The sequence below is a fragment of the Candidatus Dorea massiliensis AP6 genome (assembly GCF_964245105.1).
GTDB lineage: Bacteria > Bacillota > Clostridia > Lachnospirales > Lachnospiraceae > Laedolimicola > Laedolimicola intestinihominis.
In genome coordinates this window covers 59483-74358 of the sequence record NZ_CAXTKW010000002.1, presented here as the reverse complement: position 1 = coordinate 74358, position 14876 = coordinate 59483, and the positions used below count along the sequence as shown (strand labels likewise).

Annotated in this window: 11 protein-coding genes; 1 reads left to right on the top strand and 10 read right to left on the bottom strand. The window is 52.1% G+C overall.

Annotated elements, in window-relative coordinates:
* Positions 1-17 precede the first annotated feature (17 nt).
* The 8 genes from ACESZP_RS02775 to lplA all read right to left on the bottom strand — a co-directional run bounded on the left by ACESZP_RS02775 (position 18) and on the right by lplA (position 9043).
* The gene (locus tag ACESZP_RS02775) at positions 18-1454 is read right to left on the bottom strand and encodes a CdaR family protein (protein WP_499707957.1); all 1437 of its coding nucleotides are present in this window, start codon (positions 1452-1454) and stop codon (positions 18-20) included.
* Positions 1432-2310, bottom strand: a complete 879-nt coding sequence (gene cdaA / locus ACESZP_RS02770) for a diadenylate cyclase CdaA (protein WP_178038738.1) — start codon at positions 2308-2310, stop codon at positions 1432-1434. The genes ACESZP_RS02775 and cdaA overlap by 23 nt, the downstream gene beginning before the upstream one ends.
* A gap of 30 nt (positions 2311-2340) precedes the next feature.
* Entirely contained in the window at positions 2341-3327 is a 987-nt protein-coding gene (locus ACESZP_RS02765) for a hypothetical protein (protein ID WP_499707956.1), read from the bottom strand.
* On the bottom strand, positions 3324-3755 hold the full coding sequence (locus ACESZP_RS02760; protein WP_440321109.1) for a hypothetical protein: 432 nt from the start codon (positions 3753-3755) through the stop codon (positions 3324-3326). Before ACESZP_RS02760 ends, ACESZP_RS02765 begins: the two co-directional genes overlap by 4 nt.
* Positions 3756-3805: 50 nt before the next feature.
* Entirely contained in the window at positions 3806-4540 is a 735-nt protein-coding gene (locus tag ACESZP_RS02755) for a double zinc ribbon domain-containing protein (protein ID WP_499707955.1), read from the bottom strand.
* Entirely contained in the window at positions 4461-6743 is a 2283-nt protein-coding gene (recD2, locus tag ACESZP_RS02750; protein WP_499707954.1) for an SF1B family DNA helicase RecD2, read from the bottom strand. Before recD2 ends, ACESZP_RS02755 begins: the two co-directional genes overlap by 80 nt.
* Positions 6744-6867: 124 nt before the next feature.
* A complete protein-coding gene (locus ACESZP_RS02745; RefSeq protein WP_178038733.1) occupies positions 6868-7860 on the bottom strand; it encodes a rod shape-determining protein MreB in 993 nt (330 codons plus the stop codon).
* 196 nt (positions 7861-8056) lie between these two features.
* A complete protein-coding gene (gene lplA, locus ACESZP_RS02740; RefSeq protein ID WP_499707953.1) occupies positions 8057-9043 on the bottom strand; it encodes a lipoate--protein ligase in 987 nt (328 codons plus the stop codon).
* 124 nt (positions 9044-9167) lie between these two features.
* On the opposite strand from lplA, the gene ACESZP_RS02735 reads away from it, so the two are divergent.
* Positions 9168-10505 (top strand): MATE family efflux transporter, encoded by a 1338-nt coding sequence (locus tag ACESZP_RS02735; protein ID WP_178038731.1) that lies wholly within the window; start codon positions 9168-9170, stop codon positions 10503-10505.
* A gap of 88 nt (positions 10506-10593) precedes the next feature.
* Here ACESZP_RS02735 and ACESZP_RS02730 read toward each other — a convergent pair whose 3' ends face one another.
* Both ACESZP_RS02730 and ACESZP_RS02725 read right to left on the bottom strand, forming a co-directional pair.
* Complete coding sequence (locus tag ACESZP_RS02730) at positions 10594-13074, bottom strand: alpha-ketoacid dehydrogenase subunit alpha/beta (protein WP_499707952.1); 2481 nt, start codon at positions 13072-13074, stop codon at positions 10594-10596.
* Between the two features lie 204 nt (positions 13075-13278).
* Positions 13279-14876, bottom strand: a 1598-nt coding sequence (locus ACESZP_RS02725) for a 2-oxo acid dehydrogenase subunit E2 (RefSeq protein WP_499707951.1), incomplete at its 5' end; no start/stop codon positions are given.

Sequence of the window (14876 nt, the reverse complement as noted above, 5' to 3'; positions counted from 1 at the left end):
GTCAACCTCCCGTTCTTTTACTCTGTTGCCGAGTCATTTTTACTCTCCCCCGCACTGTCTCCGCTGCTATTGTCACCAGCGGTGTTATCCGGGGTACTGTTTCCCGTTGTATTGTCATTTCCGGCGTCCGAGACATTCTCCTTTTTGCTGTCTGTGCTGCCGTTTGTACTGCTGCTGTCTCCTGTAGTCTTACTGTCGTCAGCTGCTGTTCTCTTTACCAGTTTATACTGGATTTCCACATCCTGCATCAGGCTGCAGCCACTGTCCGGAAGGGTTACGTTCAGGGTTTCTGTATAATTCCCCGCTCTGGTGTGTCCCACATCCAGCGTCACTGCAATCGCCTCTGTATCCAGAGCTGCCAGTTCGCTGCTGGTTCCCATTACCATCAGTTCAATACTGCTGGTGTCGCCGAAGTCCACTTCCATTCCTGCCGGCACATTCTGTACACCGATGCGGGATACCGGGATGGTCACAGTCTTGCCCTGCTTCTTCTCAATTTCCACGCTGACCGCGATCAAAGCGTCTGTCTCGTCCGCCAGTCGAATGCCATCGGGCAGATACTGGGTAATGTCGATGGTCTGCTGCTGATTCTCGGAAACAGCGTCGATATTGATCGCCTCATCCGGAATCAAAATCGCTGTAATCTTACTGATTGCGTCAGAAGCTCCGGCAATCATCACTGTCTCCGGTTTATAGGAGATGGAGCTGAAGCTGTAGCCCTCTTCCGGTGTGCCTGTATGGCCTACAGACAGCGGAACTGTCTTGGTCCGCAGCATGGTGATGGCCACATCCATACCGTCGTTCTTTCCGGTATATTCCAGATAAGTGGTATCTACGGCTTCGCCGTCGCTGTTCAGCACATTCAGCTTGCCGTGAATGGTCCGGTCTGAGTTGACGCCGGTGGTCTTGATCTCTACCTCCACGCGCTTGATCTTGGCGATCACGGAAGCCGGGCCGCTGATCTGAATCAGGCTCTGCTCCGGAAGCGCGGTTCCGATCATGTAACCGTCGGCCACCTTACCGTTCTGCTTCACCACTACGTTAAACTGCTCCGAGGATGCGTCCTCTACGCTGATAACTACGTTTTCCCGGCTCAGGTTGATGTCGGCGCTGCGGATGTTTTTATTGCTGCAGGTCACCTCGATACCTACCAGATCGTTGTATTTGATATTTTTCTGCATATCCGCCGTCGCGGTAAAGTCCGTGATATCCAACTCACGCAGAACGGATTTCTTGCCCCACACACGGATACTGATGACGTCGCTGCCGTCCTCTATCTTGTAAACCTTACCCTGATCCGTTACCACGTTCTCATTGAGCATCGTGACCTGAATCGGAGAGAAATCCCTGTATGTATAGGGATCGTCAATATTCATGACAATCAGCCAGAGCATAATGGCTCCGATCACGGAAAGGAGCTTCAGTCCCAGGTTATTTGTCAGCATTTTTTTCATGCTTCTTCACCCGTCCTTTCCATAATCTGAATCTGCCATTGTCCTGCGCCTTATCCTGGGCTGCCACAAGCTGCGCCCGGAGGTCATCCTGATTCAAATTGCGCTTAATGTCACCCTCCATGGCCACAGACACAGCTCCGGTCTCTTCCGATACCACGATGGTCAGGGAATCCGTCACCTCACTGATTCCCACAGCTGCTCTGTGACGGGTTCCCAGCTCCTTACTCAGAAACAGGTTATCCGACAGCGGCAGATAACAAGTGGCTGACACAATCCGGTCACCCCTGATGATGACCGCGCCGTCATGCAGCGGCGTATTTTTCTCGAAAATATTGATCAGAAGCTGACTGGTAATCACGGAATCCAGCGTAATGCCGGTACGCTCATACTCGTTCAGCGGCGTCTTCTTCTCAATGACTATCAGCGCTCCGGTCTTGACCTTGGCCATCTCAAAGACCGCCTTTATAAGCTCATTAACGGTCTTGTCGCTGAACCTGGCTTCCGACTCCTTCGCGCTGTCAAAGCTGAATACCGAACTTATGATGTTCTGCCGTCCCAGCTGCTCCAGCGCTTTACGAAGCTCCGGCTGAAATACAATAACCAGCGCGGTAATTCCCAGGCTGAAGATATTCTTGCCCAGCCATAGAATCGTGTTCAGGCGGAAGGCCCAAGCCACAAAAATGAATACCAGCAGAACCGCAAAGCCCTTCAGAAGCACCCATGCGCGGGTCTTCTTGATCCACACCATGATTTCATAGAGCAGGAAAGACAGGATAATAATATCCAGTAGATCATTCCAGTGGATGGTGTTGAACGCCACATATTGATTGATATAGTTCCACACAGAACCCTGCACTTTTTCACATCCTCTCTGCCGCCGGCCAGTTTACTGGTGTCTCGACGCGCTGCTCTTCTTTCTTCCCGATGAAACCTTTCTCTGCGGCGCTTTCTGCGCGTTGATCTTCTTTACTTTTTTCTGCGGAACCGCGATACTGATCTTGGGAACCGCTTTTACATAGTAGTAATACTCGTCATCCTCAAACTGTACATATTCGGTTCTGGAATAATCCAGACTGAATATACTGATCTGCAAAAGCAGCGCCAGCACCGCCGACAGGATCCCACCCACAATCACGCTGAGCAGCTTCGGAGACACCCCCAGGATCAGACTTCCGGTCAAAAGCACGATGGCGTCCGCCACAGCGCCCGCCACTACGGCAATGGTCCATGCATGATCCACGGACATTCTTCGAATCATGTATACAATCACTATCGTCAGGGTAAAGGCCACAACTGTCAGAATCATTTCTTTATTGTTCAGTACATTATCCAGAAGATAAGTAATCTTCTCGGTCACCGTACCGTTCTGGGCGCTGCTCAGCATGGCCGTATTCATGCCCAGATAGTGAAGCAGGAAATACACCACCGTACCACAGGCAACCGGAATCGCTGTCACCGGCGTGGAAACCAGTCCCATGGCAAGCGGAACAAAATACGGAATCTTGAACACGAAGGCCAATGGTGTCAGGAGCAGCACATATCCGAACTTGGGCGCAGTGCTGAAAAAAAGCAGAAACATCACCGCGAATACCACAAGGGTAATTGCGAATACCTCCAGAGAAAGCGCGTAGGCATGCAGCAAAATCAGAATCGCCGCGAACACCGCCGTCACATTGACCGGCAGGAAGGAGCAAAGAAGCGCCAGCACCAGGGCTATCCCCGGGTTATCCAGCTTCTTCATAAAGCCCACATGACCGTTGATCAGCAGAAACGTCACCAGTGCCATGATAAACTTCAGCACCGGATATATATAAATATCATATTTGCTTAAAAAAATCTTCAGTTTTTCTCTCATTTCCAGTAAGGTCTTCATTCTTCCTTCGCTCCTTCTGCCATACTTGTGCTGCCCGACGTCTCCGACTCATAAATGCCGGAAATACGCTTCAGAATGTGATTATATGCAGCCAGCTTCTTCCGGTTTTCCTGATACCGGTTATAATAAACCACATACTGGATCACCAGATAGATGCCCAGAAGCGCAAGATAGAGAAGCGCAAGCCCTTTTCCAAACGCGGCCAGATCCATCTTATGAAGGTTTGTCATCAGATATTCCATTTTATAAAAAGCCCAGAGACCCACGCACAGGCAGAATGCCACCGTGTAGGAAATCCACGCGCCGATGAGATGAATACTTAAGTAATCACCCTTGTAAAAACGGTTCATTTCCAGCGCTTTCTTTCCCTCGCCCGCCTCAAAGGAGGCCGCCTTTGTCATGAGTCTGATTTTTTCTTCATTTAACATAAATACCCCTTAACTTTTGCATACTCCTAATCGAATTCAGTATAGCATATTTAAAAGCCTCTTCCAATACAAATGCTTAAAAAATACACTTTTTCCACCCCCGCTGCCAGAAGGGCGGCTGCCGCCGCATCCAGGGTGCTGCCGGTGGTGTAGATATCGTCTATCAGTACCACTCTCTTTAATTTTATATCATTTCCACAGAGTTGAAAAGCATTTTTCAGATTCTCCCGTCTTGCGGAATCGTTTAATTCCTTCTGGGGACTGGTCTTCTTTACCCGTATGAGAAGCTTTTCTTCCACCGGAATTCCAAGCCTCTCTCCCATACGTTCTGCCACCAGCGCTGCCTGATTAAACCCGCGTTTCCGCATGCGGCTCTTATGGAGCGGCACCGGAATCAGGGCGTCCGGCTGCCAGGAACGAAGCATACGCCCATGGGCCCGCAGCAGCTCTTCTGCGTAAAAATCCGCATATTCCCTGCGGTTGTGATATTTAAACCGGCTGATGGACGCCCGCATGACTCTGTCATATAGGAAAACTGCCCTGCCCTTTTCATATCGATGCTTCCGCCGCAGACAGTCGGGGCAATATTCTGCCTCCTCTTTTGAAAGCGGCTTCCCACATTTCATACAGACCGGTTCGCGCACCGGCTGCAATACCGTCCGGCAGCTGTCACAGATAAGCTTTTCTGCCCCGCCGGTAATCTCATCACATATCGGACATCTGCGAGGATATATAAGATTTGATAGTTTCGCAAAGACCTGTGTAACGCTTCTGTTCCGTACCATTTTCAATCATTGCCTGGAAGGTGGCGGCGCTGCCCACCAGGGTCACACAGGATCTGGCACGGGTCACTGCCGTATATAAAAGGTTCCGGTTCATCAGGGGGCGGGGGCCGGAAAGCAATGGAATCACCACTGCCGGATACTCGCTTCCCTGAGACTTATGTACGGTAATGGCGTAAGCCAGCTCCAGTTCATCCAGCTGTTTAAACGGATAAGAAGCCATACGCCCTTCATCGAATTCTACGGTTACTTCCTCCGCAAAGGTATTGATGGCACGGACGATTCCCATATCGCCGTTGAATACGCCCACGCCCTTATCAATGGCAATGCCGTAGCGATTGCGGACCTCCCACTCCAGCTGGTAGTTGTTGCGGATCTGCATGACCTTGTCGCCCACCCGCAGGATGCCCTTTCCGGTTCCGCCGTCCTCCGCGGCGACGCCGTGTCCAAAGGGAATCTCCGCTTTGTCCTTATCCTCGGGATTCAGGTAACGCTGCAATACCCGGTTCAGATTGTCCACACCAAGCGCGCCCTTGCGCATGGGGGTCAGCACCTGGATATCCGAAATCTCCGCATTTACATAACGGGGCATCTTCTCCTGCACCAGAGCCAGCACCACCCGCAGAATGATGTTCGGATCCTGCCTTTGCAAAAAGAAGAAATCCCGGCTCTTATTATCCAGAGTTACCGGCTCGCCACGGTTGATCTTATGGGCATTTACAATGATATCGCTCTCCGCCGCCTGTCGGAAGATCTTAGTCAGGCGCACCACCGGAAAGGTCTCGGAACGGATCATATCCTGCAGAATACTGCCGGGTCCCACGCTGGGCAGCTGGTTCACGTCGCCCACCAGAATCAGTCTGGTTCCCGGTACCACCGCTTTTAGAAGCGCCTGCATCAGATGCAGATCCACCATAGACATCTCGTCAATGATGATCACATCCGCCTCCAGCGGATTCTCCTCATTGCGGGCGAACATGGCCCGGCCTCCAACGGCGCTCTCCGGCCCGCCGGACAGCTCCAGCATTCGGTGAATGGTCTGGGCCTGACAGCCGGTAGCCTCGGTCATCCGCTTGGCCGCGCGCCCGGTGGGCGCTGCCAGAAAGATGCTTAAGTTCTCCGCCTCGAAATAATGTATCATAGCGTTGATGGTCGTGGTTTTTCCGGTGCCGGGACCTCCGGTCAGAATCAGCAGACCGTTTCGCACTGCTTCCGCCACCGCCTCCCGCTGGTGCTCGTCCAGCGTAGTCTTCGTGGCCTTTTCTATCTTTGAAATCCGCGTGTCAATCACCGCGTCTGTCTCATCCATGGACAGATTCAGATGATACAGCATGGCTGCGATACTGAGCTCTGCGTAATAATAGGACGCCGCGTAGACAAAGACCGTCTCCTGCCCCCGGCTGTCCGGCAGAGCTTTTCGTATAAGCTTCCGGTCGATGCTGAGATCCGACACATGGCGCTCCACGGATTCTGGCGGCACGCCCAGAAGCTCCACGGTCCGGTTCAGCAGCATCTGCTCCGGAATGCAGGTATGCCCCTCCGCCGACGCGTTCAGCAGTGTATACAGAATACCGCTGCGGATCCGGAAGTCTGAATCCTCCCGGATCCCGACGCGCTTTGCGATCTCATCCGCTGTCCGGAAGCCTACGCCCGCGATATCGTCCGCCAATCGGTACGGATTCTCCTTTATTATACGATAAATCTCCTGTCCGTACTGTTGGTAAATCTTCACAGCCAAATTCATGGAAATGCCATACTCCTGTAAAAAAACCATAGCGTCCCGAAGATCCCGTTTTTCTTCCATCTGCTCCGCGATCTCCCGGGCCTTCCGATCGCTGATACCTTTCACCTCAGCCAGGCGCTCCGGCTCCCGTTCCATGATTTCGAAGGTCTTTGCGCCGAAGCGCCGCACAATCCGGGCCGCCAGCGCCGCACCCACGCCCTTTACGGCTCCGCTGGCCAGATAGCGTTCCATGGCCAGGGCGTCCTTTGGCGTTTTCACCTCAAAGCGTTCCGCCTTGAACTGCTGACCGTACATGGGATGCTCCGTATAGTCGCCCTCCAGCTCCACCAATTCTCCTTCGCCGATATAGGAAAAGACGCCGACAACCGTGATTTCATTCTCATCGGCCATCAGATTCAGCACCGAATATCCATTTTCCGCGTTTCGGTAGATAATATGTTCCACATACCCCTCAAGTTTCATACGTTTATACCTTTATGTATTTTTCGGAATCCTGCATTGCAGGATTCCCCGCCACTTCTCTGTTATATACAAATGGGCATGACAGATAAACCTCCGTCATGCCCCTCATTTGTAAAAGTATAATTTACTCGTCCCGGTTACCGGCCATGAACTCTACAAACTTACCGGTTCCGATGGCTACACACTTCATGGCATCCTCTGCCGTCATGGTGTTAATGCCGGTTTTCTCCTCCAACAGTTCCTCCAAACCACGAAGCAGAGCGCCGCCGCCGGTCAGGACAATTCCTCTGTCCGCAATATCTGCTGCCAGCTCGGGCGGAGTCTTCTCCAACACGCTGTGAACAGCCTCCACGATCTGCATGGTAGACTCACGAAGCGCTTCCTCACAATCCTCAGAGGTTACCTCTACGGACTTCGGAAGACCTGTCACCAGGTTACGTCCGCGGACGCTCATACGATCCACCTCCGCGCGGGGATAGCAGGTACCTACTTTGATCTTGATATCCTCTGCGGTACGCTCACCGATCAGAAGATTGTGCTTCTTACGCATATAACGGACGATAGCCTCGTCAAAGTCATCTCCCGCAATCTTCACGGAAGTGCTGACTACCGCGCCGCCCAGGGAGATAACAGCGATATCGCTGGTACCGCCTCCGATATCTACGATCATATTACCGCAGGGACGGGAAATATCGATACCGGCTCCAATGGCTGCCGCGATGGGCTCCTCGATGATCATAACCTCACGGGCGCCTGCCTGATAGGTAGCGTCCTCTACAGCCTTCTTCTCTACCTCAGTTACACCGCTGGGTACACAGACTGCGATACGCGGTCTTCGAAAGGATCTCTTTCCTGTAGCCTTCTGGATGAAGTACTTCAGCATCTTCTCCGTTACGGTATAGTCAGAGATAACGCCCTGACGCAGCGGACGTACCGCTACAATATTGCCGGGGGTTCTTCCCAGCATCAGACGGGCTTCCTCGCCGATGGCGCGGATCTTATTGGTATCACGGTCAAATGCCACTACGGACGGCTCTTTTAATACGACGCCCTTTCCATTTATATATACAAGGATACTGGCTGTACCCAGGTCAATTCCAATATCTGTTCCTGCCATTTTACAGATTCCCCTTTCTCACATTTCCTTAATCTTCTATAATATCAGTCTTACACATTTTCAAGCTGTTATTCAGGCTTTGTGCAAACACCTATTTGCGTAACTTATATTATATACAAGGAATTCCAAAAAGAAAAGTGTTTTTTTTCGTCGCAGGAAAATTTAATGGTTTCTTAAGATCCTTGTAAGATCCCGTTTAGAAACAGTGAGCCAGCCATTCGCACACCTGCTTTGCTTTTTCCCGCTGCTCCGGTGTAAATTCCGCTGTCTCATCATCCAGGTTCAGGTCCGCCATATCATACCGTTTCCCCTGTAACAGCTTCTCCAGCTTCGCCGGGAATTCCACGTCCAGCATATCGGAATAAATCTTGATCTCCTCCATGTGCATATTTTTCAGGCGCAGCCAGATCTCCACCTCACCCCAGTCGAAGCGCCTGCTGTAAGAGGTCTCGCACTCAGGAGACTTGCCGAACTTCCAGTCCCAGGATGAATAAAGATTATAGATTTCCTGTACCTCAGCGTTTTCAAAGATAGCCGGGTTAAGCTCGGAAAAATCACCGTAGGCTTCCACGAAGCTCTCCTTCAGGGCTGACCGCAGAGCGTCTGTGGTGATGTCCGGATTCAACGTCTTCAGGTTACATACCCGGGACTGTACAGACTTCACGCCCTTGGCCTTCATCTTCTCCTTGGACGGAGTCAGGTATCTGCCAAGCTGCGTCACATCCACATCCACCATCAGGGTTCCATGCTGAATATTGCAATGGGAATTCTTGGAAAACGCATTTCCGGAAAACTTGAACCCATCCTCGGTAATGATATCGTTCCGTCCGGAAAACTGCGTTTCAATGCCGAATTTCCGGCAGGCTGCCTGAATCACCTTCAGCTGCTTTTCCAGATCATAGCGCTCCGGGGATGCCAGAAACGTAAAATTCAGATTGCCCAGATCATGGTACACGGCTCCGCCTCCGGTAGTACGTCTGGCCAGAAAGCCTCCCTCCTCCTCCAGAAGCTGGGCTTTACACTCACGGATGGCGTTCTGGTTGCGGCCAATAACTACCGTATGATCATTCTGCCAGAGATAAAGCACCACGTCGCCGGGCTCGATTTTGTCTGCCAGATATTTCTCCACGGCCAGATTTCTCCAGGGGTTCCAGGTGTAGGTCTGTACAAAATAATTATTCATGTCGCGTCTCCTCCTTGCAGGTCATTTCTCTGTTTCTTAATTTTTCTCTAATTTTCCATAGATTTCTTGACGTATTCCTTCTTATCCTATATGCTATCCCTTACAGATGATAAAGGAGTTTGTTATGAGTACGTCGTTAAATCAGCATTTCACGCCCTGGGCGCTTTTAAAATTCGCGTTTCCGTCCATCATCATGATGATCTTCATGTCCCTCTACACCATTGTAGACGGCATTTATATTTCACGTTTTCTGGGAAGCAATGCCCTTTCTTCCCTCAATATCGTTTTTCCCGTAATCAATGTGGTCATTGCCATCGCCACCATGCTGGGCACCGGCGGCAACGCCATTATCAGCAAATATCTGGGAGAAGGTAAGAATCAGGAAGCCAGGGAATGTCTGACCGGTTTCACGGTCATCGGCCTTGCGGTCAGCATTCTGCTGCTGATTCTGACTCAGGTATTTCTGATACCCATCTGCCGGATTTTAGGTTCCACAGATATTCTGCTGGCAGACTGTCAGGCATATCTGTCCACCTCTCTGATGTTCGCTCCGGCCTGTATGCTGCAGACTCTGTTCCAGTCCTATCTGGTAACTGCAGGTATGCCGGCTCTGGGACTTTTTCTGACCATCGGCGCCGGTATTCTGAACGCGGTTCTGGACTACGTTCTCATTCTGGTCTTCCCTATGGGAATCACAGGCGCTGCCCTGGCCACCGGTATCGGCCAGTCCGTTCCGGCCATCGCCGGGTTATTCTTTTTCCTGCTTTCCCGGAAAGGCCTTTATTTCACCCGTTTCCGTCTGCATGGGAAAGAACTTCTTATGGCCTGCTATAACGGTTCTTCCGAGATGGTCACCCAGCTTTCCAATGCAGTGATTACCTTTCTCTTCAACATTATCTTGCTGGATCTGGCCGGGGAAAACGGCGTAGCCGCCATCACGATTCTGCTCTATGGGCAGTTCTTATTTAACGGCTTTTATCTGGGCTTTTCCATCGGCATCAGTCCCATCGTGGGGTTCCAGTACGGCGCGCAGAACCGGAAGCAGCTTAGGAGCATCTATAAAACCTCGTTTTTCTTCGTGGCTGCGTCATCTGTCCTCATGACCCTGGCTGCCGTCGCCACCTCCACACTGCTGGTATCCATCTTCACCCATGACCCGAAAACCTTTGCCCTGGCTGACGCAGGCTTTCGGATTTTCGCCATTAATTTTCTGTTCAGCGGAATCAATATCACGTCCTCCGGCTTCTTTACCGCGCTGTCCAATGGAAGGGTATCCGCAATTATCTCATTCTTACGGACACTGGTGTTTATCGTACTGTCCCTGCTGATTCTGCCCCGGTTTCTTGGGGTAACCGGAGCATGGCTCGCTATCCCGGTAGCAGAATTTCTGACTCTGGTGATTACCCTCGGCATGCACCAAACCTATTTCAAAAAACCCGGGGAAAGAAATTATCTTCTGTAAATCGTCGTTTTTAAAAATAGGGCGTCCCTTTCTATGGGACGCCCTATTTTATTCTCTCTCTTAATCTTTTACTCGCCTTACCTCTGAATTAGACACCCAGTTTCAGCTTCCGCATTTCCTCTTCTGCTGTCATATTGGTTACCGGCTTATAATCCTTAAGCGGCATAATCTTCTCGTTGATGGCATCTAGGATCCACTCCTTCTGCGGGAAGAAGTACTTGTCATACTCGAACGGAGGTGTAATCCAGTTCTGAGCACCAACGATTGCAGGCGGTGCATCCAGATAATCAAATGCCAGTGTGGTAATGTTCTTAGCCACGTCGTCCAGGAAGCTTCCTCTTGCGCAGGCATCAGAAGCCAGAACCACCTTGCCTGTCTTCTTCACAGACTCAAGAATCTTGGTGTAATCCAGCGGTACCAGGCTGTGCAGGTTGATAAGCTCTGCGGAGATACCGTATTTCTCTTTCAGTTCCTTCACTGCGTCGTACGCGCGGTACAGGGTTGCGCCTACGGTCAGGATGGTGATATCGGAGCCCTGGGTAATCACATCTACATCGCCCATGGTGATTTCGTACTCTTCCTTCGGAACGCCGCCCTCATGGAACTTCTCTCCTACATCGTAGATTCTCTGGCTCTCAAAGAATACAACCGGGTCAGTTCCGTTCAGAGCTGCCTGCATCAGACCCTTTGCCTCATACGGGGTAGCCGGGAAGCAAACCTTCAGGCCCGGTACATGAGCGCACATTGCGGTCCAGTCCTGAGAATGCTGAGCGCCGTACTTGGAACCTACGGATACACGTAAGATAAGCGGCATCTTCAGAATTCCGGCACTCATAGCCTGCCATTTTGCCATCTGGTTGAAGATCTCGTCACCACAGCATCCGATAAAGTCGCCGTACATCAGCTCGATAACCGCACGGCCACCGCACATGGTATAGCCTACGCCGGTACCTACGATAGCGGACTCGGAAATCGGGGAGTTAAACAGTCTGGAGTAAGGAATGACATCGGTAAATCCTCTGTATACAGCAAATGCGCCGCCCCAGTCACGAACATCCTCGCCGTAAGCGATGAGTGTCGGGTCTTCATAGTATTTATTGAACATGGGCTCGAAGACAGCGTCACGGATATTATAACGCTTCATGGAGCTTACTTCCGTTCCATCGATGTAATGTGTACGAACCTTCTTCTGGATGTCATTGTAACGCTTGCAGTTCTCCTTCGGTCCCATTACAGACGGCTCTCTGGTGGTATCCATGCTGCGCTGGTGTCCGTTGTTCAGCATCAGACGCTCTACGATAGCCGGATCCTTATCGAAGTCCAGATACGGAGAAGCCTCTTTGTCTGCTGCCAGGCGGCAGATACGGGCCATTCTTTCCTTGGTCTTCGCCCAGATAGCATCGAACTCACTATCCTCAGCAATGCCTGCGTCTACGATGGCCTTGCGGAAGGTGATGATCGGATCCTGTGCCTTCCATGCCTCGATCTCCTCCTTGGTACGGTACGCATTCTGGTCGGAAGTAGAATGTCCAAGCAGACGATATGTAACCACATCCAGGAATACCGGGCCTTCACCGCTCTTAACCAGCGGAAGCTTTCTTCTGTATGCGTCGATAACTGCCAGCGGATTGTAGCCGTCCACGCGCTCTGCGTGCAGCTGGCTTTCGGTTACGCCTGCGCCCATACGCGCCAGCTCGCCATAGCCCATGGTCTCTCCGCAGGTCTGGCCGCCCATGCCGTAGGAGTTATTGTTGATGTTGAAGATCAGCGGCAGGCCGCCCTTTCTTCCCTCTTCCCACAGAGTACGGTACTGATCCATGGTAGCGAAGGAAAGTGCCTCCCATACGGGACCGCGTCCCATGGAGCCGTCGCCCAGGTTTGCTACTACGACGCCGTCCTTGTCGTTACATTTCTTGAACAGGGACGCTCCTGTCGCGATGGTTGCGGAGCCGCCTACCAGCGCGTTGTTCGGGTAGATACCGAAGGGCAGGAAGAACGCATGCATGGAGCCGCCCAGTCCCTTGTGGAAACCATTTTCACGGGCGAACAGCTCTGCCAGGGCGCCGTATACCAGGAACTCGATAGCCAGCTCTTTTACATCGCCGTCTGCCTTGCTGACAGTCTGGATAGCCTTCAGGGTCTTGCCGTCGAAGAAATTCTCCATGGTATCCATCAGCTCTTTGTCATTCAGCTTCTGGATACAGGACAGACCTTTTGCCAGAATCTCGCTGTGGCTTCTGTGGCTTCCGAAGGTGAAGTCCTCTTTTCCCAGCAGATAAGCCTCGCCGACTGCGGCTGCCTCCTGTCCCAGGGACAGATGGGCCGGACCCGGATAAGTCGTCTCCACGTCCGCATATTTCGCCTGAGTCTTGATCTGGTTCAGCATATCCTCGAACTCACGGCAGATGCTCATATCGCGGTAGATACGGAGCAGGTCCTCCTTGGTATAGTTGCCTTCCTCTACCTCTTCCTTTACGCTCTTTTTGTATACATTGATCGGGATGTCTTTAAATGTGATTTTTCCTTCCGCACGCATTTTGTCCGGATCTACATATAATGACTTTGGCATGTTTTTTCTCCTTTTTTAATTTGGTTAAGTTCTATATTATTCAGCACGGACGCAGTGCAAGCTCGATTCCGTGCTTCGCACTCCGTCTCGCTTGGGCTAAGCGCCCTATGCGTCTATGTGAATTGCTGAATAGTATCAAAATGGCAGTAGCCGAGGGCGGGGTTGGTGTCGCCCCCGGCTTGAAAGTTGGTTGGCTAAATAAAATTATTTCATCATCAGAAGTGAGAAGTTCTCAAGCGCACCGCACAGCTCTTTTACAAAGCGGGATGCCGGGGAGCCGTCGATGGCTCTGTGGTCGTAGGTCAGGCAAAGTCCCATAGCCTGATACGGCTTGATTTCTCCATTTACTTCCTTGATGCGGGTGGTGGTTCCGCACACGCCCAGGATACCTACCTGCGGCGGATTTACAATCGGGGTGAACATCTCCACGCCCAGGGAACCTACATTGGATACGGTGAAGGTGGCGCCGGAAAGCATATCCGGTGTAGCCTTGCCTTCCTGACAAAGCTTTGCGAGACGCTTTGCCTCTGTGCTTATCTCTGCCAGGCTCATCTGATCCGCATTGAAGATGGTCGGTACGAACAGTCCCTTCGGGGTATCTACCGCCATACCCAGATGTACGTGATGGTATTGACGGAGCATGTTCTCCTGCGGCATAGTCGCATTCAAATCCGGGTGATGCAGAAGGATTCTGGATACTGCAAAAAGTACCATATCATTCAAGGTAATGTTCGGCATGCCCATCGCTTCGCCGTTGGCCTTGATCTGCTTTCTCAGAGCCAGCAGTGCGGACGCGTCGAAGGAATGGTAATGGGTCAGCTGAGCCATGGTGCTTAAGGACTTCATCATGCCCTTCGCGGTGGCCTTTCTGACGCCGGAGAGCTTCACATCTGTGTACTCTGCGTCGTCTGCTGCAGGTGCTGCCTTCGGAGCTTCTGCTACTGTAACCGGAGCTGCAGGTGCTGCTGCAGCCGGAGCCGCTGCAGGTGCCGGCGCGTTTGCCGCATAGGTCTTCACATCTACTTCCATGACTCTTCCGTGAGCGCCGGTACCGGCTGCCGCTGTAGCGTCTACACCAAGCTCTGCAGCTGCCTTTCTTGCTCTCGGAGATACCTTAGCGTCCGGGTTAGCCGGGCCGCTTGCTGCCGGCGCTGCTGCAGGTGCGGGTGCTGCTGCCGGGACCGGAGCCGCTGCCGGGGCCGGAGCCGCTGCCGGCGCTGCCGCCGGTGCGGTGCCTTCTTTCAGACCTTCGATGCTGTCGCCCGGCTGTCCGATAGCGCAGACATTTACCAGTACAGGTACTTCGTCTCCGTCGCCGTAGAAAATCTTAAGCAGAGTTCCTGCCGCAGTGGACTCGCACTCAAAGGATGCTTTATCTGTCTCATATGTAAAGAGAACATCGCCTACATTGACCTGGTCTCCTTCTTTCTTCAGCCACTCGGTAATCACGCACTCTTCTACAGTGATTCCTGCCTTCGGCATCAGGACGCCCGTTGCCATATGCGCGCCGCCTGCGGGTGCTGCCGCCGGTGCAGGTGCTGCTGTCGGTACCGGAGCCGCTGCGGGCGCTGCCGCCGGTGCGGTGCCTTCCTTCAGACCCTCGATGCTGTCACCCGGCTGTCCGATTGCGCAGACATTCACCAGTACGGGAACTTCGTCTCCATCCTCATAGAAGATCTTCAGAAGTGTTCCTGCTGCCGTGGATTCGCACTCAAAGGATGCCTTATCTGTCTCATATGTAAAGAGAACATCGCCTACATTGACCTGGTCTCCTTCTTTCTTCAGCCACTCGGTAATCACGC

Coding starts and splice junctions, on each gene's coding strand:
- ACESZP_RS02755 (WP_499707955.1), bottom strand. CDS start 4,540: ATGGTACGGAACAGAAGCGTTACACAGGTCTTTGCGAAACTATCAAAT.
- lplA (WP_499707953.1), bottom strand. CDS start 9,043: ATGAATAATTATTTTGTACAGACCTACACCTGGAACCCCTGGAGAAAT.
- ACESZP_RS02760 (WP_440321109.1), bottom strand. CDS start 3,755: ATGTTAAATGAAGAAAAAATCAGACTCATGACAAAGGCGGCCTCCTTT.
- recD2 (WP_499707954.1), bottom strand. CDS start 6,743: ATGAAACTTGAGGGGTATGTGGAACATATTATCTACCGAAACGCGGAA.
- ACESZP_RS02775 (WP_499707957.1), bottom strand. CDS start 1,454: ATGAAAAAAATGCTGACAAATAACCTGGGACTGAAGCTCCTTTCCGTG.
- ACESZP_RS02765 (WP_499707956.1), bottom strand. CDS start 3,327: ATGAAGACCTTACTGGAAATGAGAGAAAAACTGAAGATTTTTTTAAGC.
- ACESZP_RS02730 (WP_499707952.1), bottom strand. CDS start 13,074: ATGCCAAAGTCATTATATGTAGATCCGGACAAAATGCGTGCGGAAGGA.
- ACESZP_RS02745 (WP_178038733.1), bottom strand. CDS start 7,860: ATGGCAGGAACAGATATTGGAATTGACCTGGGTACAGCCAGTATCCTT.
- ACESZP_RS02735 (WP_178038731.1), top strand. CDS start 9,168: ATGAGTACGTCGTTAAATCAGCATTTCACGCCCTGGGCGCTTTTAAAA.